Origin of the sequence: Campylobacter hyointestinalis subsp. lawsonii (assembly GCF_013372165.1) — a bacterium.
Classification (GTDB): domain Bacteria; phylum Campylobacterota; class Campylobacteria; order Campylobacterales; family Campylobacteraceae; genus Campylobacter; species Campylobacter lawsonii.
In genome coordinates, this window is record NZ_CP053828.1 from 740,581 (window position 1) to 761,793 (window position 21,213).

The 21,213-nt window shown below is 31.7% G+C and carries 26 protein-coding genes, 1 other RNA gene and 1 pseudogene; 19 read left to right on the forward strand and 9 right to left on the reverse strand.

What is annotated here, in order from left to right; genetic code table 11:
- The first annotated feature begins 53 nt into the window (after positions 1-53).
- Genes CHLWT_RS03790 through CHLWT_RS03800 form a run of 3 tightly spaced genes read left to right on the forward strand, consistent with a single transcriptional unit; the run spans position 54 to position 2,123 of the window.
- Positions 54-1,043 carry a DUF8341 domain-containing protein gene (locus CHLWT_RS03790; RefSeq protein ID WP_111949951.1) on the forward strand — a complete coding sequence of 330 codons (990 nt, stop codon included), beginning with the start codon at positions 54-56 and terminating at the stop codon, positions 1,041-1,043.
- The gene (locus CHLWT_RS03795) at positions 1,040-1,561 is read left to right on the forward strand and encodes a hypothetical protein (RefSeq protein WP_063998379.1); all 522 of its coding nucleotides are present in this window, start codon (positions 1,040-1,042) and stop codon (positions 1,559-1,561) included. Before CHLWT_RS03790 ends, CHLWT_RS03795 begins: the two co-directional genes overlap by 4 nt.
- Positions 1,554-2,123 carry a hypothetical protein gene (locus CHLWT_RS03800; RefSeq protein WP_063998380.1) on the forward strand — a complete coding sequence of 190 codons (570 nt, stop codon included), beginning with the start codon at positions 1,554-1,556 and terminating at the stop codon, positions 2,121-2,123. Before CHLWT_RS03795 ends, CHLWT_RS03800 begins: the two co-directional genes overlap by 8 nt.
- Here the strand turns inward: CHLWT_RS03800 and tilS are convergent.
- The 3 genes from tilS to panC are packed head-to-tail and all read right to left on the reverse strand — an operon-like array spanning position 2,053 to position 5,189.
- A complete protein-coding gene (gene tilS / locus CHLWT_RS03805) occupies positions 2,053-3,069 on the reverse strand; it encodes a tRNA lysidine(34) synthetase TilS (protein WP_244948802.1) in 1,017 nt (338 codons plus the stop codon). The two genes, CHLWT_RS03800 and tilS, sit on opposite strands and share 71 nt — an antisense overlap.
- Positions 3,059-4,366, reverse strand: a complete 1,308-nt coding sequence (rimO, locus tag CHLWT_RS03810) for a 30S ribosomal protein S12 methylthiotransferase RimO (RefSeq protein ID WP_112000368.1) — start codon at positions 4,364-4,366, stop codon at positions 3,059-3,061. Before rimO ends, tilS begins: the two co-directional genes overlap by 11 nt.
- 1 nt (position 4,367) lies before the next feature.
- Positions 4,368-5,189, reverse strand: coding sequence for a pantoate--beta-alanine ligase (gene panC / locus CHLWT_RS03815; protein ID WP_112000369.1), 822 nt, complete (start codon positions 5,187-5,189; stop codon positions 4,368-4,370).
- A gap of 157 nt (positions 5,190-5,346) precedes the next feature.
- Here panC and prfB point away from each other — a divergent pair, with 157 nt between their 5' ends.
- From prfB to CHLWT_RS03830, 3 genes are all read left to right on the forward strand, one after another.
- On the forward strand, positions 5,347-6,450 hold the full coding sequence (prfB, locus tag CHLWT_RS03820) for a peptide chain release factor 2 (RefSeq protein ID WP_112000370.1): 1,104 nt from the start codon (positions 5,347-5,349) through the stop codon (positions 6,448-6,450).
- Between the two features lie 29 nt (positions 6,451-6,479).
- Complete coding sequence (locus tag CHLWT_RS03825) at positions 6,480-6,803, forward strand: type II secretion system protein (RefSeq protein ID WP_111949963.1); 324 nt, start codon at positions 6,480-6,482, stop codon at positions 6,801-6,803.
- A gap of 163 nt (positions 6,804-6,966) precedes the next feature.
- Complete coding sequence (locus tag CHLWT_RS03830; RefSeq protein WP_063998386.1) at positions 6,967-7,377, forward strand: SEL1-like repeat protein; 411 nt, start codon at positions 6,967-6,969, stop codon at positions 7,375-7,377.
- Positions 7,378-8,220: 843 nt separating this feature from the next.
- Here CHLWT_RS03830 and CHLWT_RS03835 read toward each other — a convergent pair.
- From CHLWT_RS03835 to CHLWT_RS09700, 3 genes are all read right to left on the reverse strand, one after another.
- Positions 8,221-8,955: a DUF4097 family beta strand repeat-containing protein gene (locus CHLWT_RS03835; protein WP_112000372.1), complete on the reverse strand. Its 735-nt coding sequence runs from the start codon at positions 8,953-8,955 to the stop codon at positions 8,221-8,223.
- Positions 8,952-10,274, reverse strand: a complete 1,323-nt coding sequence (locus CHLWT_RS03840) for a radical SAM/SPASM domain-containing protein (protein WP_176320859.1) — start codon at positions 10,272-10,274, stop codon at positions 8,952-8,954. The genes CHLWT_RS03835 and CHLWT_RS03840 overlap by 4 nt, the downstream gene beginning before the upstream one ends.
- Positions 10,275-10,424: 150 nt before the next feature.
- Positions 10,425-10,604: a helix-turn-helix domain-containing protein gene (locus CHLWT_RS09700; RefSeq protein WP_112000374.1), complete on the reverse strand. Its 180-nt coding sequence runs from the start codon at positions 10,602-10,604 to the stop codon at positions 10,425-10,427.
- A gap of 14 nt (positions 10,605-10,618) precedes the next feature.
- Here CHLWT_RS09700 and CHLWT_RS03850 point away from each other — a divergent pair, with 14 nt between their 5' ends.
- From CHLWT_RS03850 to CHLWT_RS09555, 5 genes are all read left to right on the forward strand, one after another.
- Positions 10,619-10,867 carry a hypothetical protein gene (locus CHLWT_RS03850; protein WP_170253220.1) on the forward strand — a complete coding sequence of 83 codons (249 nt, stop codon included), beginning with the start codon at positions 10,619-10,621 and terminating at the stop codon, positions 10,865-10,867.
- Between the two features lie 32 nt (positions 10,868-10,899).
- The gene (locus tag CHLWT_RS03855; RefSeq protein ID WP_143211753.1) at positions 10,900-11,109 is read left to right on the forward strand and encodes a hypothetical protein; all 210 of its coding nucleotides are present in this window, start codon (positions 10,900-10,902) and stop codon (positions 11,107-11,109) included.
- 280 nt (positions 11,110-11,389) lie between these two features.
- The gene (locus CHLWT_RS03860) at positions 11,390-12,247 is read left to right on the forward strand and encodes an AraC family transcriptional regulator (RefSeq protein WP_112000376.1); all 858 of its coding nucleotides are present in this window, start codon (positions 11,390-11,392) and stop codon (positions 12,245-12,247) included.
- A gap of 96 nt (positions 12,248-12,343) precedes the next feature.
- A complete protein-coding gene (locus tag CHLWT_RS09360; protein WP_217903981.1) occupies positions 12,344-12,565 on the forward strand; it encodes a hypothetical protein in 222 nt (73 codons plus the stop codon).
- Positions 12,562-12,696: a hypothetical protein gene (locus CHLWT_RS09555; RefSeq protein ID WP_258461033.1), complete on the forward strand. Its 135-nt coding sequence runs from the start codon at positions 12,562-12,564 to the stop codon at positions 12,694-12,696. The genes CHLWT_RS09360 and CHLWT_RS09555 overlap by 4 nt, the downstream gene beginning before the upstream one ends.
- 519 nt (positions 12,697-13,215) lie before the next feature.
- Here CHLWT_RS09555 and ssrA read toward each other — a convergent pair.
- Both ssrA and CHLWT_RS03875 read right to left on the reverse strand, forming a co-directional pair.
- Positions 13,216-13,577, reverse strand: a transfer-messenger RNA (tmRNA) gene (gene ssrA / locus CHLWT_RS03870).
- A 38-nt stretch (positions 13,578-13,615) separates the two neighbouring features.
- Entirely contained in the window at positions 13,616-14,032 is a 417-nt protein-coding gene (locus tag CHLWT_RS03875) for a phosphorelay protein (protein WP_111948847.1), read from the reverse strand.
- Positions 14,033-14,115: 83 nt separating this feature from the next.
- Between CHLWT_RS03875 and panB the strand changes: the two genes are divergently transcribed.
- The 8 genes from panB to CHLWT_RS03915 are packed head-to-tail and all read left to right on the forward strand — an operon-like array spanning position 14,116 to position 20,573.
- Entirely contained in the window at positions 14,116-14,910 is a 795-nt protein-coding gene (panB, locus tag CHLWT_RS03880; protein ID WP_112000377.1) for a 3-methyl-2-oxobutanoate hydroxymethyltransferase, read from the forward strand.
- Positions 14,894-15,208: a rhodanese-like domain-containing protein gene (locus tag CHLWT_RS03885; protein WP_111996247.1), complete on the forward strand. Its 315-nt coding sequence runs from the start codon at positions 14,894-14,896 to the stop codon at positions 15,206-15,208. The genes panB and CHLWT_RS03885 overlap by 17 nt, the downstream gene beginning before the upstream one ends.
- A gap of 2 nt (positions 15,209-15,210) precedes the next feature.
- A complete protein-coding gene (ruvB, locus tag CHLWT_RS03890; protein ID WP_111948841.1) occupies positions 15,211-16,218 on the forward strand; it encodes a Holliday junction branch migration DNA helicase RuvB in 1,008 nt (335 codons plus the stop codon).
- Entirely contained in the window at positions 16,211-17,296 is a 1,086-nt protein-coding gene (locus CHLWT_RS03895; RefSeq protein WP_111948839.1) for an AI-2E family transporter, read from the forward strand. Before ruvB ends, CHLWT_RS03895 begins: the two co-directional genes overlap by 8 nt.
- Positions 17,296-18,372 carry an MlaE family ABC transporter permease gene (locus tag CHLWT_RS03900; RefSeq protein WP_112000378.1) on the forward strand — a complete coding sequence of 359 codons (1,077 nt, stop codon included), beginning with the start codon at positions 17,296-17,298 and terminating at the stop codon, positions 18,370-18,372. The genes CHLWT_RS03895 and CHLWT_RS03900 overlap by 1 nt, the downstream gene beginning before the upstream one ends.
- A 41-nt stretch (positions 18,373-18,413) precedes the next feature.
- Positions 18,414-19,109, forward strand: coding sequence for an ABC transporter ATP-binding protein (locus CHLWT_RS03905; RefSeq protein WP_063999002.1), 696 nt, complete (start codon positions 18,414-18,416; stop codon positions 19,107-19,109).
- Complete coding sequence (locus CHLWT_RS03910; protein ID WP_112000379.1) at positions 19,099-20,001, forward strand: MlaD family protein; 903 nt, start codon at positions 19,099-19,101, stop codon at positions 19,999-20,001. The genes CHLWT_RS03905 and CHLWT_RS03910 overlap by 11 nt, the downstream gene beginning before the upstream one ends.
- Positions 19,998-20,573 carry an ABC-type transport auxiliary lipoprotein family protein gene (locus CHLWT_RS03915; RefSeq protein ID WP_112000380.1) on the forward strand — a complete coding sequence of 192 codons (576 nt, stop codon included), beginning with the start codon at positions 19,998-20,000 and terminating at the stop codon, positions 20,571-20,573. The genes CHLWT_RS03910 and CHLWT_RS03915 overlap by 4 nt, the downstream gene beginning before the upstream one ends.
- A 319-nt stretch (positions 20,574-20,892) precedes the next feature.
- On the opposite strand, the pseudogene CHLWT_RS09705 reads toward CHLWT_RS03915, so the two are convergent.
- Positions 20,893-21,018: pseudogene (locus tag CHLWT_RS09705) on the reverse strand (IS256 family transposase); the annotation flags it as partial.
- Positions 21,019-21,213: the final 195 nt, after the last annotated feature.

Here is a 21,213-nt window from a genome sequence, read left to right on the forward strand (position 1 = left end):
AGTGTTTTTAATGCTAAATTTGATACCATACATAACAAAATTTAAGGTTGGATATGGCTTCTTGGATTAGAAAATTTTTGCCAAGTCTTTATATAAGCGTTTTAGCAGAAAATAAAGAGTGTCAAATTTATGGTCAAGTCATCAAAAATGGAAAAGTTATAAAGACCGTAGAAGCGGTTTTTGATTGTAATAATCATAAGGTCGATCCTAAGTTTAACACTTATCTTAAAACTCAAGAGAATTTAGCTCACTGGACTTATGTCGGTACGCTTTTAAACAACTCAAAACACTGGGCTTTACCGGTAAGTTCCAAAGATGGATATACTAAATTTAATATAAATTATAGTTCGGTAAATATAGTAACTATGGCTGGTGGCTGGTCTATTTTTGTATATAAAAATGAGATAGAAAAAATGCAAACATTTTTCAATGATATGCAGCCAAATCTTATATATTCGCCATTTGCTCTACTGTATGAGAAAATCAAAAATAACCTTGAAAAAAATCAAAATATCTTATATGTCTATAGCCTAAAAGAGAGTTCTGCTTTGATGATATTTGACGATACAAAGATGCAGTTTTCAGCATTTTTTCAAGCATGTAAAACAGCTGATGACTTAATAGATGAAAAAGAGCTAAAAGCAGAAGATACTACAGATATCGAAAATATTATCTCTAAAGAAGAGGATAAATTCAATGATCTTGGTAGCCTAGAAGATCTAGATAATGTGGTTAAAAACTCGCAAAAAGATGATTTTGAAGATATTCAAGAAGTTAATACAAGAGATCTAGAAGAGTCAGTCAGAGATATAGGAAAAGAGACTTTTTTGTTAAACAACATTCGTTCTGCTATAAACGAATACTATAAAAATGAGCTGTACGATAGTAATTTTATAGATAAGATAATCATCTACGATAACAACAAACTAGATAAAAGTTTTATAGATGTTTTAGGGTCTGAGTTGATGATAAATTCTTATATAAATGAAGTAGATACTATAAAAGATATGAATGAATTAATGATAAGAGAGCTAAATATATGAGTTATAGTTTTATAAAACCTAAACTAAAGCCTATATTTTCTATGTTTTCTAAAATTTGGATTATGCTTATAGTTGCAGTTGTTTTTATCTTTTTTTGTATAAATATAGCTATAAAATTTGGTGCTTACTCACTAAATACAAATAGTCAGTCCAAACAAGAAAAATATGATAGTATAGTTTTACAGATCACTGAAGTCAAAAAAGAGATTGCAGTTTTGACTAGCAAGAGAGATGCTGCTTTAAACATATATTCATCAAACAATATTTTGAAAAAAAGCTTGCAGAATTTATTTGATTTAGTGCCCGATTCAGTAACCCTAAATAACGTTTTTTTAGATAAAAATTTGCTTATTATAAAAGGCGTAACACCATCAAAAGATACTTATCAACTTCTTATGGAAGCTCCTTTGAAATCTATATTTTCATCTTCAAGCACAACTTTTTATCAAATGCCTAATGGTTGGCTAAATTTTATTAGCACAAATAAGATCGAAAACTCAGAGGGATTTAATGAATAAAGATAGAAGTTTAGAAGAGATAGATATCCTTAAGTTGCTATTTTATGCGCTATTATTTATGGTTGTTTGTATAGTGATGATTTTTGCTTTTTTAGTACCAAGTATAAAAGATTATAAAAATGCGAAGATAAATAATAATGATAAAGCAGTAAATTTATATAAGATAGAGCAAGTTTATAATGGCGAATACTTAAATTTAAAAAGCCTAAAACAAAAAAATGAAAAGCCTTTGGACGCGATATCTAGCCGTTTTAACGAGATTAAATTTGTAGCTCAGACCGGTAGATTTTTTAGTAATGTAAAGCTATTTGGACTTCCTAAAGAGGACAAAGATGAGAAATTTTTAAGATATGAGTTAAACGTTACTGGTTCTATCAAGAGTCCGCAAAATTTTTATAATTTTCTAAATTTTATAAATGAGTATGAAAATATAATAAAAGTTGATTTTCCTATCTCTATGCAAAGTGATGGAAATAGGATAGATACGAGCTTTAAGATAAAAGTTTATATGAGCGAAACAGATCTACAAGAGACCGATGAGAGTAAAGATAAGGTCTTATAAGTGGTGGAATTTTTAGTATTCTGCACTCTTCTTTAAATTTTTTATCCATTTTTTGCTTGTTTAGTGGCGATATGAAATAATGCGTATCATTAGAAGCTATGCAGATCTTATGAGACATCACGCAGTCGCTTTTTTGACACAAAAGTCTTGATTTTTGGCTCATTAAAACACCTAGTCTTTTGGCTGCTTTATCTATAAGATTTATCGAATTTTCACTTTTTTTTACTATAAAAAACTCTCCATCATCATATATAAATTCTCCCAAAAGCATCTTTTTATCATTTCTTAAAAACTCAAAGCTCTTTGCAACTCCTTTGCTAAACTCGTTTATAAAATCGTCACTAAATTTTGTTCTCATATAGTTTCGTTTAAATTTAATATCACAATTTGAAATATCTGTAAAATACTTGATATCTCTTTCGTTTAAAAAATTTAGAATTTCATTTCTGCTTATATTTATAAGCGGTCTAGCTACACTAATTTGCTTTTTGATATTTTCAAATTTAGCCATTTTTGTTTCAAGCGGTTCAAATCCACATAGATTTGCTATTCCAGCGCCTTTGCTAAGTTGCATAAAAAACCATTCTAAACAGTCATTTAGCTGATGAGCAAAGATGAGTGAGTTATAACCAAATTTTATACAAATTTCATCAAAAAAACTATGCCTAATATCGCGCGCCTTTTTTTCAAAATTTGAGCCGTTTTTTAGATCCAAAGGAGCAGTTTTGATATAAATTTTTTTATTAAATTTCAAGCAAAGCTCTTTAGCACTAGCTTCTTCTAAGTCGCTCGCAGCTCTTGTTTTGTAATTTACAAAAGCTAAGTCAAATTCCAAACCAAGCTCATCTAAAAGATAAAAAAGAGCTGTACTATCAACTCCGTGTGAAAATGCTAACAAACATTTTTTATTTTTTAACGCGTCTAAATTTGATAGTTTAATGCTCAACTATCGTTCCTAAAAGTTTATCGCCATGAAAATCTGTGATCAAACAATCATAAATTTCGCCCACTTTAGGATCTTTTATTTGAGTATCATTTATGAGAATTTCACCATCTATCTCCCTGTCCCACACTATACTTTTAGCCCCAAAAAACATTTCGCCCTCACTGCTTATCCCGTTTATTTGAACTTTTATAGTTTTATTTAGTAGATTTTTAAAGCTCTCATCAATGCTTTTTTTGATGATTTTTTCTATTTTGTTTAGTCTTTTTGTTATAATTTTTGGACTTACTTGTTCCATTTCATAAGCAAGAGTATCTTCTTCTTTAGAATATGCAAAAGCTGAAATTCTATCAAATTTAAATTCACTCAAAAACTCGCATAATTCATCAAATCTATCATCTGTTTCGCCAGGATGTCCTACGATGACGCCTGTTCGTAAAAAGCTATCTTTTGCATTTCTCATTTTGTATAAAAGTTCTTTTAAACGCTCTTTTGATGAGCCTCTACGCATTATTTTTAACATATCATCATTTATATGCTGGATAGGCATATCAAAATAATTCACAAATTTAGGTGAAGCTATGATGCGTTCTATCAAAGAAAAACTAGCAGTAGTCGGATACAGGTATAAGATCCTAGCTGCCTTTATGCCATCAATTTTTTCTATTTCGTCTATGAGGCTTATAAGTCCGTTTTTTATACCAAAATCTCGCAAAAATGAGCTAGTGTCTTGAGCGATGAAGCTAAAGTCGCTAAAGCCGTCTTTTATGAGTGCTTTTACCTCATCAGCTATACTTTCTATACTTCTGCTTTGAAGTTTTCCTTTAAATGAAGGGATCGCACAAAAGCTGCATTTTTGGTTGCAACCCTCGGCTATTTTTATGTATGCGTGGTAGCTAGACCCTGTTATGATACGTTTTGTATTGCTTTTTTGCAAGTAAATTTCAGGACTAAATAGACTTTGCTTTTTAAGGATAAGCTCATCTATCTTAGCATAGTCTCCAACTCCGCTAAATATATCGACTTCTGGAAGCTCACGCATAAGCTCGTCACGATATCTTTGCATCAAACATCCTGTGACTACTAGTACGCTATTTTCTTTTTTATAACTTGCTAGTTCAAGTATAGCCCTTATGCTTTCTTCTTTTGCGCTCTCTATAAAACCGCATGTATTTACTATCATAACATCGGCATTTTTAGGGTCATCAACGATATCGTATGAGCTAAGGCGTCCTAGCATTATCTCGCTATCGACTAGATTTTTATTACATCCAAGTGAGACTAAATATAAGTTTGGCATACTACACCCACAGATTGTCTATCAGACGGGTTTTGCCTACGTAGGCTGCTACTAAAATAATGCTATTTCCTAAAATGACTTTTTCTATTGCTTCAAAGTCTCTATTTACGATTTCGGCATAATCAACCTTCAAAGGCTCCAAAGACTCTTGCATGGCTGTTTTTATGACTGGTGAGCTTAACTCTCCTGCTTTTATTAAATTTGAAGCTTTCATAAGCGCTCTTGAGAGTTTGAGTGCGTAGCAAAGCTCACTATCGCTAAGATATGTATTTCTTGATGAAAGTGCTAGTCCATCACCTCCTCTTACTATCTCGCACGGAACAATCTCTAAATTTAAAAAGAAGTTTTTTACCATATTTTGTACGATAGCAAGCTGTTGAGCATCTTTTTTTCCAAAATACGCTCTATCTGGTCTGATGAGGTTAAAAAATTTGTTTAAAACCCTGCATACTCCATCAAAATGCCCTGGGCGTTTTACGCCCTCAAGTACGCTTGAGAGATGTTTTGGTGCTAGTATTAATGGTTCGTCTTTTGCATATATTTCGCTCTCTTTAGGAAAGAAAACGGCTGATGCACCGCTAAGAGAACAAATTTTTATATCTGCTTCCTCATTTCTTGGATAAGTGCTTAGATCTTCTCCTGGTAAAAACTGAGTTGGATTTACGAAAATACTTACTATTGTATTGTCATTTTGTTCTACTGATTTTTTGATTAAAGATGCGTGACCGCCGTGCAAAGCTCCCATAGTAGGGACAAATCCGACGCTTCCTTTAGCATTTTTGCGCCATTCTAAGACTTCGCTTACGCTTTTTAATATCTGCATTTTTCTGCTCTTTATAAAGAATTTTTAACCGCTTATTTTAGCATAATTTTCTTAAAGGGCTTTAACTAAATCTTCTGATTTTATGAAAATCAAAAATAGCTATAACTAAATTTTAACCAAAAATAGGGTAAAATTATGAAAAATTCAAGGAATAAATTTGGACAATTACGAATACACAGAACTATTAAAAAAGCTAAATACAAAAATAGAAAATATCAGCTCTATAATTAAGCCTGAGTTTATAGAAAAAAGATTGTGTGAGATCACGACTTTAGAAAATGATCCTGCTTTTTGGAATGACATTAAAAAAGCTAGTGATTTACAAAAAGAAAAGACAAAAATAGTCGGTATGCTAAATAAATTTAAAACTGCAAAAAGCGCTGTGGATGACGCTCTTGATCTTTATGAATTAGCAAATAGTGAAAACGATGAAGAGACGCTTTCTTCGCTTTTTGATGACGCTTCTAGCTTAGAAGATAAGATAACAAATTTAGAAATTTCTATGATGCTTAGTGGCGAAGATGATAGCAAAAATGCCATTGTTAGCATACATCCTGGAGCCGGTGGGACCGAGAGCAATGACTGGGCTAGTATGCTTTATAGAATGTATTTGAGATTTTGCGAAAGAGAAGGGTTTAAGGTCGAAACTTTGGACTTTCAAGAAGGTGATGAAGCTGGATTAAAAGATGTAAGCTTTATCGTAAAAGGCGAGAATGCTTATGGATATCTAAAAGCTGAAAATGGTATCCATCGCCTTGTTAGAACTAGCCCATTTGATAGTGCAGGACGTCGCCATACAAGCTTTTCAAGCGTGATGGTAAGCCCTGAAGTCGATGATGATATTGAGATCGAGATAGAAGATAAGGATTTAAGGCTAGATTATTATAGAGCTAGTGGTGCAGGTGGTCAGCATGTCAATAAAACTGAAAGTGCAGTTCGCATAACTCATATCCCAACAGGCATTGTAGTGCAGTGTCAAAATGACAGAAGTCAGCACAAAAACAAAGCTACTGCTATGAAAATGCTAAAATCAAGGCTTTATGAATTTGAGCTTATGAAACAGCAAGCTGCAAATAACTCTATAGAAAAAAGCGAAATAGGCTGGGGTCATCAGATACGCTCATATGTCCTATTCCCGTATCAACAAGTAAAAGACAATAGAAGTGGCGAAGCATACAGCCAAACAGATGCTATACTTGATGGTGATATAAAAAAGATAATAGAAGCTGTTCTTATAAGTCAAAAAAGTGCTAATGAATGAATTTAATAACGCAAAAATAAGGAGAAAAAATGAATTTAGATTCGATCTTAATAGGTCTTGGATACAATATAAATGATGCTTTATTGCAGCAAGTAAAAAGGATTTTATCTGCTTGTGATTTTGATGAAAACGAAATTTCACATATTTTAAATTTAAATGATAAGTTAAAGTTGCATTTTGCTTTTGTAGCTATATCAAATAGCGAAGATGTTTTTAAGATCAAATGTGAATCAAACGATAACGAGATCAAAAAAGCTTTTAATGAGATTGTTAGCGAATGGGCATTAAAATATAAATTTAAAATCAAAAAACTAGACGGCAAGGAAACATATTATATTATCGGTCGTGCGTAAGGATTAAAAAGTTAGTTTAGACGATCATTTGTCAGATGAGATATCTTAAAATGATGCTTATTAGACCGGTGGTCTAAATAATCTGCTTAGCCTAGCTTATAGATTTAAGTTTAAATTTACATATCAGTTGGGCTATAAATCATAGTAGAATGTTAGGATAAATATGAAAAAAACTATTTTTAGTATTTCTGCGTTATTTGTATTTGTTTTATTAGGATGTAGTGCTACAAAAAATAGCACTTTAGTAACAAATGATACCTTAGGTTCTAGTGATACTTTGTTGCAAACAACTAAAGATAAACTAACTAACGATTGTAAGGCGGGAGATAAGGTAAGCTGCAAGAAACTAGGTGATTATTTTTACGATCAAGCTAAGTATGGCGACGCTGCAAATGTTTATGACTATACGTGTGCTAAGTTTTGGTATATACCTGCTTGTTTAAGGTTAGCGTATATGTTTAAGAATGGTACTGGTGTGGAGAAAAATGAATCAATAGCACGAGATATCTATAAAAGAGCTTGTTATAATGGAGATAAAAACTCTTGCGATTTAGCTAAGAATCTAAAACCATAAAGAGTCAAATTTTAAGCATGATTAGATGATTGGCTTAAAAATTTAAATTTGCTGATAAATTTGATTTATCACCTTAAATCCACCATTTTCTAGCCATATACCTTATAAAAATTATAGCCAATATCCCAATCAATATATATGGTAAATATTCGCCAAATATCATATTTAGTATCATACCTAGCGAACCAATAAGCGAAACAATAACTAGTATCACCAATACAGCAAACATATAGATAAGAACATTGGCATATATCGCCAATATCGTAATTATTATAAAACCCAAAATAAAAATCATCGATCGCTCCTGAATTTTTAAATCATATTATAATAATTTATGGTATCTAATTTATAAAAATATCAATAAAAATTTAAAATCTAAAAATGAAATCCAAATTCCCATTATCCCTAAACCATTTTTAAACTCACCAGAGTTTAAAAAACTTTTAAATCTGCTTCCCCGCACAGCAACTTTGAAAGACTTTTACAGTGGGTTAAGTGAGAACTTGAATAGATACACGCATTGATAGCTTGACTAGGCAAGTCTATCTCGTAGTCAAGCTATATTAAATATAATTTTATTTAAATTATATTTATCAGCAAGGGATATTTGCGGTGATGCCACAACCCAAATCCCCACTCTTTGGTCAAATATTATAATTGTTTGCCATTGTGTTAATACTTACATCTATTTTCATTTTTTCCTCCAAAAAATTTATTTATTAATAGCATCCTAAATTGGGACTGCAACGGCATACTGTATTACCCAAAACGCTAGATTTTGATCCAGCAACCGCCAGATATATCAAGCTTTTATCTATTTTCATTTTCTCTCCTTTCATAAATTTATTTAATTTCGATAATCTTGCCGCCAATTATCTTTATGATGCCTTGGCCACTACCACTATTTATGATATTTTCTTTGTGGTAAATGGTTCCATCGAAATCTTTTTTATTTATCCTTATGATGCCGTTATTTATTTTTATTTTCCAATTATTGATTTTGTTGTTTCCTGTTAATGTTATATTGGAGTTATTTGATTTTATATCTAAATTTTCTATATCGCTTGTGATGTCGATGGTTCCGTTATTAGAATCTATTTTTAGATTTTTTGTATCGCCTTGTATATCGAAATTACAATTATTTGATTTTGCGTTTAGATCATTTGTGCTGTTTTTTATTGTGATGTTGCCGTTATTGATATTTAAATTTAAATTATTTATTTTAGCTTCTGATATGATGTCAGCATTGTTTGTTTTGAGATTTAAGGAGCTATTGTTGTTTTGAGGTATGAAGATTTTTGCTATGCCTTTTATATTTTGGGATTTTATCCCTGCTTTTAGCGCAACTACAAATAGGTCGCTAAGACTATTTATATTGTCGATATTTGATGATATTTTATCGTCTATTTTAGAGCTTATAGTTAGGCTATTTTCTGTATGTTCTACTATTATTTGATCGCTGTTGCTTTCAAATTTTATATATGCATTTTGCTCGGTAGTTTGCAAAATATCTATATCCATTTCGATAGCAAAATTGGCTTTTATGCTAGAACCTGTGAAATTAAATGTCTTATTCATATTAACCTTTCTAAAATATTTTTTTGTCTTTTGATCATTTTTACCATATATTTTTCGTCGCTATGCTTTATGGGGCAAATTTTTCTTTTATTTTCTAGGTTGTGTAAAGGACAAGATCTATTCATACATTGAAAAAAATAGAAGCATTTTAGACAGCTCTCATCAAATTTGCTATATTTTTCCCAGTTTTTTAATTTTTGGTGGTTTAGTTTTAATTCATCTTTTATATCTCCAAATTTGTTTATATCTTGATCTACTGCTATGGTGCATTTAAGAACTTCAAAATTAGGCGTGATTGTGTAGCATGACTCTTTGGAAGCGTAGCAAATCGCCCCGCCTGCAAGTGTATATAAGCCAATATCGCCTAAAAGATAATCTTGATTTTGCGCCTCTTCTTCCCAGATATGCTTGATATTATCAGCGCTAGAGTAGCAAGCATCAATGTGCCTTTGAGTTGTTGTATTATTGGATTGAGAGTATAGGCCTATGGGTCTAAAAATCAGATTAAATCTATAATCTTTTTTTGTGAAGGCAATGTTTGTAAAATAATCTTTTCTGTAATCTGGCGTGGCATTGCTCTCATTAAAATTACATCTTATGATTATCTTAAAATCATCTTTTAAGGTTTGAATATCTTTAAGATTATTTAGTATAGTATCGTATGTTTTACCGCCACCATATTTGATTCTTAGTTTATCATGGGTTTTGGCGATTCCATCTAGTGTTATTTGGAATGTTCTTATATTTTTATCCAACAAAGCTCTAAAATTCTCTTTGTTTAAGAGATATCCATTTGTGGTCATCGAAGAAGTGTGCTCGATATCCTTGATACGCTCTTCAAAATCAAGTATCCAAGATAGCCCTAAAAGTGGCTCACCACCAAAGTATTCAATGTGAAGTTTTTTGGGATTTTTTTGCTTGATTAAATCATATATAATATCGCTATGTTTACCCTTAAATCTAGAGCGGTCATTGTGGTTTTCATAGCAATATACACAATCAAAATTACATGCATAACCAGCCGGTAGCAAAATTAGATGCAATTCGTCTTGTTCTTTTTGGAGTTGTTTGTTGTATTCTTGGAGATAAAACTCTTTTGGAAAATCAGTTTCATTTATAAAATAATTTGTTTTTAAGAAATCTATATATTCTTGCTTGAATTTGTCTGTGAATGTGATTTTGCGTTTGTCTATTGAGTGGATATTTTCGCATTCTATATTTACGCCTATATCATTATACCAGTTATATAGATATACCCCCCCCCCATAAATCTCATCTTTGACAATGCTTATTTGATTTAATAATCTAAAAGTATCCATAACTATAAACTCTCTAAATAAACTTGAGCTAGGATTGTATCAAATTTAACTTAAAATTTTTTGATTTTTAGATTTAAATCGCAATAAATTTAAATAGTGTAAAAAATCATTTAAAATCTAACTGATATAAAAATAGCTTTAAGATTTATTTTAAGGGCATTTGATATTTTTTTTCAAATCATCACTTGATATTTTTGTTATTTTATTTTCATAATTATACATTGTTTTTACACTAACGCCTATCATATCGGCTAATTCTACTCTTGATATATTTTTTCTTTTCTTATAGCTTTTACTTTGTTTCCATATTTCATATTTTTCCTTATAAATATTATGGTAAAATTTTGCCTAAGGATTTTGGACTTCCGCCATATCATTTTCGCTGTCGCACAGAGATCGTGCCTGTGTGGATAGATGAAGAAGAGATTGATGGAGTAGTGATGAGAAACTCAAGCCTATTAAACAAAGATGAAGACCTAAGCTATAAAAAGCTTAATGAAATTTGCGACTTTGAAGTGGTAAAAAATGGATATGAATTTACTGGCACTTTCATAGATGCGTTAGAGTATATCAAAGCAAATTTTAAAGTGTAAATTTATAAGTTTTGTAAATTTGTGATATTATTATGATAAAAAGCACACTAAAATACTATAGGATAAATATAACTATGGCTTTATCTAGTAAAACGGTAAGAACAGCCGGGGATAATTTAAAGCTAAATCAAGCCAAAAAAGACGATTTGGATACTATCTCTACATTTAGATCAAATCACGTTTGGTTAATGAAAATGCTCGTTAAAACTATATCTAAAAAACTACCTAAGCCACTTTTATAGCCAGAAGGTTAAAGCGTTTTAGTAAGCGTAGATAGCGTTAAAAAGCTTAAAAGAGCTTATCCGAACTATTTTTTAGATGCTAAGCACTTTATTAAAGAAGTAAAAGAGAGAACAAAATAGCGATGAGAGAATTCTATTATATAAACTCATTTTTTCTCCAATAAAATTTCCCCACAAGCGGAGCAAAATAAATTTAATACTAAGTCAATTATGCTAATTTACAAAATATTATATAAATAATTTTACCATTTCAAAATATATCTAAGCAAAGGGTATTGTAATGATAGATGAAATTTGCAATATTTTAAATAGCCAATTCCAAAAAGATGGGGTTTTTAATAGTAAGTTTGAGTGGCTATATTTTTATAAAATTAGCAAAAAATCAGAATTTATCCATGCATTTTATGAGCCATCGTTTTGTATAATTTTAAGCGGACAAAAGAGTGTTGAGATTAAAAATCAAATATTTTTTTACGACAATAGTCGCTACTTAATAGCCCCAATGTATCTAAGCACAAAAGTAGCAATCACCAAAACCCCATACCTTGCCCTTAAAATCGCATTTAACGTAGGTGAAATTTTAGAGATAATCAAAGAATTAGAGATTAAAAAATTTAACAATACAAAAGATTTAGGGCTATTTTTTGGCAATATTGATGATAGTTTGCTTAACGCAATATTTAGGCTTGTTGGCCTTGAAAGTAGTGATAAATTTAGAGCAAATTTAATAAAAAAAGAAATTTTATACATGCTTTTAAGTGGCGATGGGGGTGATTTTTTACGCTCATATACTCAAAATGGAAGCATAAAAAATATTATTTTAAAAGCCATTAATGAGATTAAATCAAGCTATAAAGATCCAATAAATATAGAGAATTTAGCAAGAAATTTTAATATCTCATCATCATCTTTTTACTCAAATTTCAAAGAGATAACAGGCTTAAGCCCCCTTGTATTTATAAAACATTTACGACTAGAAGAGGCAAAAAATATACTTATAAATAGTAGTTTTGATGCTCATAGCGTGGCTTTAATGGTGGGTTATGAGAGCCCAACGCAATTTAGCCGAGAATACGCTAAAATGTATGGCTTACCACCAATTACACACAAAAAACTACTAAAATCGCAAGGATTTTAGTAGTTTGTAGAATTAGGCAATGATTTTGTAGTATTAGACTACCATCTTTTGGATAAAAATATCTAAAATTACTGCACAAAATTAGCCTTGCCACTTGTGTTAAGCACTACTTTAGCACTAGCAAATTCAGATAAAAAATATGAGCAAAAATCGCCCCTAGAGCCAGTATCTCTAACATCTCAATGGGATAAAATATTTACCAAAAGCAACAAAGTTAATCACTCAAAAGCAACATTTAAAAATCGCTACGGCATTGTTTTAGTCGGCGATCTTTATGTGCCTAAAAAATTAAATAATAAAACAAGCGCAATGAGATGAAAAAAGCGATGAATGAGCAAAGATTTATTGACGCAAAAACTGGCGTGATGGCACTTGGAGATAAAAAGGCTCATCTAATAGTAAAATTCCATTTGATAAATTTGAGCAATTTTTTTAAAGCAAATTTATAATGATTTACTAAATTTAAATATCAATAGCTAATCAAAATTATAAAATTTAGAAAGAATAAAATGAAAAGTTTATTAAAAATACTAGTTTTTACAATTTATATTTTGGCAAATGAGAGTAGCGCGCAAACGCTAATTAAAAAAAGAGCAAAAAATTTATACCCTAAACTCTTCTAATTTGTATTTATGTTTTTTGCCTCATAAATAGTAATTGAAAAAACCTTGCTTCCTTTATATAAATTTCAAGCTCTTTAGGATTTCCTACAACAGCAAAATATCTTTTGTCTCTAAAAGCTCGATATCCTTATCGCTCAAACAAGCCTTTAAAATCTTAGCCATAATAACTCCTTTAATAGTGACTTAGTAGCGACTTAATTAGTAGTAAAATTTTTTGAGAATTAATAGTATTTTTTCAAAATCAATTGAGAAAAAACAGCAATAAAAAAACTCTCTCCAAGTATTAAAAATAGGTAATAAAATTAAATAAATAAAAAAGGATTTGAATAGATATAAGATATTAAATGGTGGAGGTGTGCGGGATCGAACCGCAGTCCAAAAATAACAAACCCACAGCCTCTACATGCTTAGCAGAAGTGAAAATTTCACCTAGCCGTGCTCACTTCCCAAAACAACTAGCCAAGCTAAGACTAAATTTCGCCTTACTACTCGTCAAATAGCAAAGCTACACTATCTAAAATTACTCGCTGATTTAGCTAGATAGCATCGCCAAATAGCAAGGCTCAACTGAACTTACGCAGCTTTAGCGTAAGCAGGAGCGAATTTAACGTTGTTTGCGTTTAATTTTAATTTTAGGCTTTTTAAGCTATGCCCAAAGCTGCATGCCACCGTGACCTCACTACTCCTGTCGAAGCCAAGTCACCCCCATAAAGTGCAAAGATTATACATAAATTTAATACTATTGTCAAGAAAAAAATCGTTTTGGTATATTTATGATCTTTGGATTTAATATGTGAAAATACAGCTCGTCGTTTTCTATATCTATTCTATAAGCTTCTACTTGATCAGCAACCAATAATAGCCAGTCTATAAACTCATCACTCGCCTCAGAGTTTTCATCTTTTTGATTTTTAGCTTCATCAAGTATATCTTCACAAAGCGTCGCAAGTTTGATAAGAGGCTCTAGCTTTAAAAATTCTGCTGCTGATTTTATATTGCGAAATATACGAAAAATTTCATCTAAATTTTCTGAGCAAACTTCTTTTCTGCTCAATTTTATAATCAAAGAATCCAAGCTTGATGACATAAAATCGAAATGCGTCAAAAAGTCTTCAACTATATCTAAATCATAATCAGTTTCTAATTGTTTGAGTATTCCCACAGGCGTTTTCCTTTTATATTCAGACAAATTGTAGCAAATTTTAGGTAAAATCTAGCAAAAAATAAAATAATTAAGGTAAAAAAATGAAAAAGATCACTATAAGCGATCTATTTGCTATGAAAAACAGGCAAAAGATTGTGATGATAACTGCTTATGACGCTCTTTTTGCTAAGCTTTTTGATGATTACGCAGATATGATTTTGGTCGGAGATAGCTTAAATATGAGCTTTAATGGGAAAAACGAGACCATAGGGCTTAGTGTAAAAGAAATGATATATCACGCAAAAGCAGTTAGAACCGGCTCTAAAAGAGCATTTTTGGTAGTAGATGTTCCTTTTGGGGCAATCTACTCTAAAAAAGTAGCCTTAAAAAACTGCATAGAAATTTATAAAAAAACAGGCTGTGACGCAGTAAAGATAGAAGGTGGTTCTGAGATAAAAGGTATCGTAAAAGCCCTAAGCCAAAATGGAGTCAGCGTTATGGGGCATATCGGGCTAAAACCGCAACTCTCAAGAAAAGAAGGCGGTTTTAAAGTAGCAGGAAGAGATGAAGAGAGCGCAAAAAAAATATTAGATGATGCACTAGAGCTTGAACTAGCAGGAGCTGGGCTGCTTTTACTAGAAGGCATTCCTAGCGAACTAGGCAAAAAGATAACTAATAGCGTAAAAATCCCAACTATAGGCATAGGCGCTGGAAGCGATACTGATGGTCAGGTGCTTGTTTGGAGCGATGCGTTTGGATTTTTTGAAGAGTTTAAACCTAAATTTGTAAAGAGATTTTTAGATGGTGCAAATTTGATAAGAAACGCCATACAAGATTACGCAGACGAAGTGCGTACTAAAAAGTTTCCAAGTAGTGAGCATGAATATACCAAATAATCACATAGTAGATATCAGACGTCCTAGTGAGTGGATGGAATTTGGCATTTTAGAAGGCTCAAAACTCATAACATTTGAAAATTTAAATGGAAAGATAAATCCTATGTTTTTGTCGCTTATAGAACAAAATTTCAAAAAAGACGATGAGATAGTCTTGATGTGTCATACGGCAATCAGATCTAAGGCGGCTATGAAATTTTTGCAAGAAAAAGGCTATAGCAACGTAAAAGAGATAAAAGGTGGAGCGTATTATTTTGAAAAAATGGGTGCTAAGTTTGTGCCATATAGTGGAGAATAATTTTGGATAGAATAGTTGAGATAGAAAAAGTAAATTTTGAGAGTGAATATGAGATAAATTTAAGACCGGCTAGCTTTGATGACTACATAGGACAAGAAAAAATCAAGTCAAATTTAAAAGTTTTTATAGCAGCGGCAAAAAAACGATCTGAATGCTTAGATCACGCCCTATTTTATGGGCCTCCTGGACTTGGAAAAACTACTATCGCTCACATAATAGCCTCCGAAATGAACACAAATATAAAGATAACCGCAGCCCCTATGATAGAAAAATCAGGAGATCTTGCTGCTATCTTAACAAATTTAGAAGTCGGCGACGTACTTTTCATAGATGAGATCCATAGACTAAGCTCTGCTATAGAAGAGGTTTTGTACTCTGCTATGGAAGATTTTAGACTAGATATCATCATAGGAAGCGGACCTGCTGCTCAAACTATAAAAATAGACATTCCTAAATTTACGCTAATTGGTGCTACAACAAGAGCTGGAATGATATCAGCTCCTCTTAGAGATCGCTTTGGAATGCAGTTTAGACTGCAGTTTTACACGCCTGAAGAACTCGCTTTGATAGTATCAAAAGCGTCAAATAAACTTGGGAAAAATTGTCAAAAAGAAGCTAGCTTAGAGATCGCAAAAAGAAGTCGTGGAACTCCTCGTATAGCTTTACGCCTTTTAAAAAGAATACGTGATTTTGCTGAGATAAACGATGAAAATAGTATAACAAAAGATAGAGCAAAAGAGGCTCTTGATAGTCTTGGGGTGAATGACCTTGGGTTTGATGAGATGGATCTAAAATATCTTGATATACTTTTAGACGCTAAAGACCGCCCTTTAGGGCTTTCTACTATAGCTGCTGCTTTGAGCGAAGACGAAGGTACGATTGAAGACGTGATAGAGCCATATTTATTAGCAAACGGATATATACAAAGGACTGCAAAAGGAAGAACTCTAAGCTACAAAAGTTTTGATGCTTTAGGGATAAAATATAACAAAGGCTTATTTGATGAGTAACAACTCACTAAAATCAGCAAAAGACGATAAGATGCAAAAAACAAATCAAATTTTTTTCGCACTATTTGCCGTATTTATGCTTGGCTGGATGATATTTTTATTTAAGTCATACTTACTTACCATAAGCATAGGCATACTCTTAGCAGTTTCTACAGCAAACATACAAAATTTCTTTTTACAAGCCACTAAAGGTAAAAGATTGATATCTACGATATTTACTACGATATTTTTTGTGGCGATATTTATAATACCTTTTATATATGCCGTAGTTGCGATATTTGAACAAGGCACTAGCGTAGATATAAGTTATTTAAATTCTATTGTTACGTATATTAAAAACTACGACTTTACGCTACCTAGCAAAGTCCAGTTTTTAGAGCCTAAATTTAAAGAATTACTCTTAAGCATAGACTTCAACTCTTTAGTAACAAATGCTTTTAACTACATAAAAAGTAGCTTAGAAAAAAGCGCGTCATTTTTTACAGATATGGGGCTTATAGTTCTATTTTTTTTCTTATCTCATCTGTATGCAAACGAGCTTACAAGCTATATAAAAAGCGTAACCCCTATGGCGCCTAGCGAACTTGAGTTTATATTTTTAGAAGTTACAAATACGATGAGCGTCGTCTTTTATACAACTATCGCAAATGCGATTTTACAAGGATTTTTATTTTCACTAATAGCGCTTTTTTACGGACAAAATGGACTTTTATTTGGCGTACTTTTTGGATTTGCATCTCTTATACCTATAGTGGGTGGCGCACTTATCTATGTGCCTTTTAGCATATATGAGCTAAGCATTGGCGATACATTTGGAGCGATTGTTGTATTTTTGTATTCAGTTATAGTGATATCTACTTTAGCAGACAATTTTATAAAGCCACTTATAATTAAATTTATAAACCAAAAATTAGTCAAAACAAAGGCAAAGATGAACGAGCTAGTTCTGTTTTTTGCTGGTGTTGCTGGACTTTCTAGCTTTGGATTTTGGGGAGTGATACTTGGTCCTGCGATAGTTACTTTAACTACTGCTACGCTTAGACTTTACGTTCTTTTGAAAAAACGAGGCATTATGTGATGAAAGATAGCTTGAAATTTGAGTTTAAAAACGGCGTTTTAACGCTAAGTGGCAAATTTGACTATAATCTAAGCAAAAGTGACATTAAAAAACTTAAAAGCCTAAAAGTTCATACTTTAGATCTTTTAAATTTAGAGCGAATCGACTATAGTGTTGCAGTTTTGATGACAAAAATTTACGACTCTCCTAAACTCATTAACTCAAATGATAAATTTGATAAAATTTTCGCATTAGTCGGCGATAAAAAGATCCTAAATACAAAGTTATCAAAGCCTTTTAGTTTAAATTTAATAGAGAATTTAGGTAAAAGTTTTTTATCTATAAAAGACAACTTCATCAACTTTTGCATATTTTTAGGAGAGTTTTTATTTGGTGTAGCTTCGAGCATTTGGAATTTTAAAAATATAAGATTTAAAGAGCTTTCAAACCACTTCAAAGACGCAGGTATAAAGGCTGTTTTTATCGTGTGCTTAACAAGCTTTTTGATAGGTATAGTCTTAGCATATCAAGGAGCTAGTATGCTAGAGCGCTTTGGAGCTAGTATCTTTGTAGTTGATATAATGGGTATAATGACGCTTCGTGAAGTAGGTCCTCTCATCGCTGCTATAGTAATAGCTGGACGCTCTGCTTCAAGCTTTACGGCACAAATAGGCGTTATGAAGATCACAGAAGAGATAGACGCTATGAAAACTATGGGATTTGAGCCTTTTAAATTTATCGTTCTACCAAGAGTTATGGCACTTATCATTGCTATGCCACTTGTCGTATTTTTGGCAAATTCTATCAGCATAGTTGGACAAATGATAGTTTGTAATTTCTACTTAGATCTTAGTTTTAATGATTATCTTGAGAGATTTAAAAGCAGCATTGAGCTTAGGCATTTTTGGGTCGGGATATTTAAAGCACCATTTTTTGGAGCAGTCATTGGGCTGATTGGCTGCATGAGAGGATTTGAGGTAAGTGGAAGTACGGATAGCGTTGGAGAGCTTACTACAAAAAGCGTTGTAAATGCGATATTTTGGATCATTGCGATAGATGCTATTTTTTCGATAATTTATACGGAGCTTGAAATTTGATAGAAGCAAAAAATATAACAACCGCTTTTGGAAAACGCATTATGCACGATAATGTAAGTTTTAGCATAAAACGTGGTGAAATTTACGGATTTTTAGGCGGAAGTGGAAGTGGAAAAACTACTCTTTTAAAAACGCTTATCTACCTAAAAGAGCCATTAAGTGGCGATATATTTATAAACGGCGTAAATTTATGGAAAGCAAATTTGGATAAACGTCAAGAAATTCGTCTTAAAATAGGCGTAATGTTTCAGTTTGGTGCTCTTTTTAGCGGTATGAGTGTTTTGGATAATATAGGAATTTTGCTTAGAGAATATAGCAAATACGATAAAAAAGATATAGACGATATAGCTAAAATGTGGCTTTTAAAAGTGGGTTTAAACGCTGAGGCAGCAAATTTATATCCAAGTGAGCTAAGCGGTGGTATGAAAAAAAGAGTTGCACTTGCTAGGTCTTTGGCTCTTAGCCCTGAAATTTTGTTTTTAGATGAGCCAAACTCAGGGCTTGATCCACTTAGCGCAAGAGCGCTCGATAGGCTCATTTGCGACCTTAGAGATAGCCTTGGGATAACTGTCGTTATGGTAACTCACGATATAGATAGCATTTTTAGTATTTTAGATAGATTTTTGATAATACACAATCATAAAATAGCTTATGAAGGCGATCTTAGAGGAGCTTTGGAATTTAAAGAAAATCCTTTAAGGGAGCTTTTTATGATGAGGAGTTTAGATGGAAAGTAAAAGTTCGTATTTCATAGCTGGAGCATTTTTTTGTATAGTTATGATATTTGTGGTAGTTTTTTTGCTGTTTATGAACAAAAACGGAAACGCAGATGAGTATAGAAGCTACTATATACAGACAAAAGAGCTACCAAATGGCATAAAAAAAGATGCACAAGTAAGGTTTATAGGAGTTCCAGCAGGTATCGTAAAAGATATATATTTTAGCGATCCAAAAACTGCTACTATCGAGATAAAACTCAGTATTAAAAAAGATCTACCTATAAAAAAAGATAGCGTCGCCGTAGTCGAAATTCAAGGCATAAGCGGGATAGCTAGCATAAATATATCCAAAGGCTCCCCTGAAGCGCGTACATTTGCTGCTGATGAAAAACCCGTCATTTTTATGGAGCAAGGACTACTAGCAAAGATAGGAGATAACGCGGTAAATGTATCTCACAGACTAAATTTAACACTCTCAAAATTTGGCGAACTTCTAAGCGATAAAAATATAAAAGCCCTTAGCCAGACTTTGGATTCGATAAATAAATTTAGCTCTTTTTTAAATTCCAAAGAAAATATTGAACATATAAAAACTATCTTAAGTAGCACAAACAAGACCGCGTCTGCACTTAGCAAGATCAAATTTGAAGAGCTAGCAAATCAATTAAATGCCTTTTTAGTTGATGCTAATCGTCAAGCAAAACTTTTAGAACAAACACAAATGTTGCTAGCAAAAAAGATAGAAAGCGGCGAATATGACTTCAAAAGTATAATCTCACCTACATTGCAAAATACGAACGATACGCTATCTGAACTAAACGGACTAATAGCAGAGATACAAAATACACTATTTAGATTAGAAGATAATCCATATGAGTTTTTCTTTAAAGATACAGGAGATAAAAAATGAAATATTTATTTATAACATTAGTTGGCATTTTGCTAAGCGGATGTATAGCAAAACAAGGCATACAAAGTAGATACTACGAGCTTGAAAATGTAGCTAAACCAAATTTCAAATGCGATAGAAGTGCAAATATAGATGTGTTTATAGATAAGATAAAAATGTTAGATATTTATCAAAGCAGAAATATAATTTATAAGCAAAATAGTCAAATTTCATATCTAAAAGATGCGAAATTCGCCTCATATCCAAACGTGATGATCTATAAATCTTTGATAGATTATCTACAAAATCACTGCAAATTTAAGCCTGTTTTATCGAGCAAAGAAGGTTTTTTAAATTTAAAAATAACCATACTAGACATCTACGTCAGCCAAAACGAAGCTAAAATTTCCGCTTTTGTTAGTGTCAATAATGATAAAAAAGTTCTAGCAAACAGCGTCTTAAGCCAAACAAAAAGTATTGATAAATTTAGCGAAGAAAATGCTATAAATGCACTAAATTTGGCATTAGCTAACATACAAGACCAAATTTATGACTTACTAACTTCAGCCTTAATAGCCACTTCTGAGAATTAAACTTTTTGGAAAGGTAATTTGTGTAAATTTCTCTCTAATTTCTGATTTGAAGCCACTTCATTTATTTTAATAACTGCTAAAAATAAGGATTTATAGACGCTTATTATTATTAGGAAATCTTTGGCTTTAATTTTAAATTATAGAATTTAGACTTTGATTTATTGTATAAATAAGCCGTATAATGGGTTTAGAATATATAAAATATATAGATAATTCTTCTAATTACTCTCTCAAAATTTAGCGATATTATAAATGGCATTATTTAAATTCTATCAAATTTATAATCGCCATTTTAATAGTATCTGCTCCATAAATAAGTTTTTGGCTCATTTGCTATTTTATTTCTATCTTTGAAAGAGACATATTTTAAAGAATTTCGTATCTGATGAACTACGGCATTAGGAAATAAGCTATTTATTACCTTTAAAATTCCACTTAGATTATCGGTATAGAATTATTAACTCTATTTTTAATCTCATTAAAAATATCTAGCTAAAATATTGAGCTTTTACTATCTGATGTTTTTTGTATCACTTAGTTCTTAAGCGTCATATGCGTTTTACAATAACTTCTAGCTTTGTAACTAATTTTTGATTAAAAACTCTTCTTGAAATAGCTATTTTACCATAATTTGTTTTTA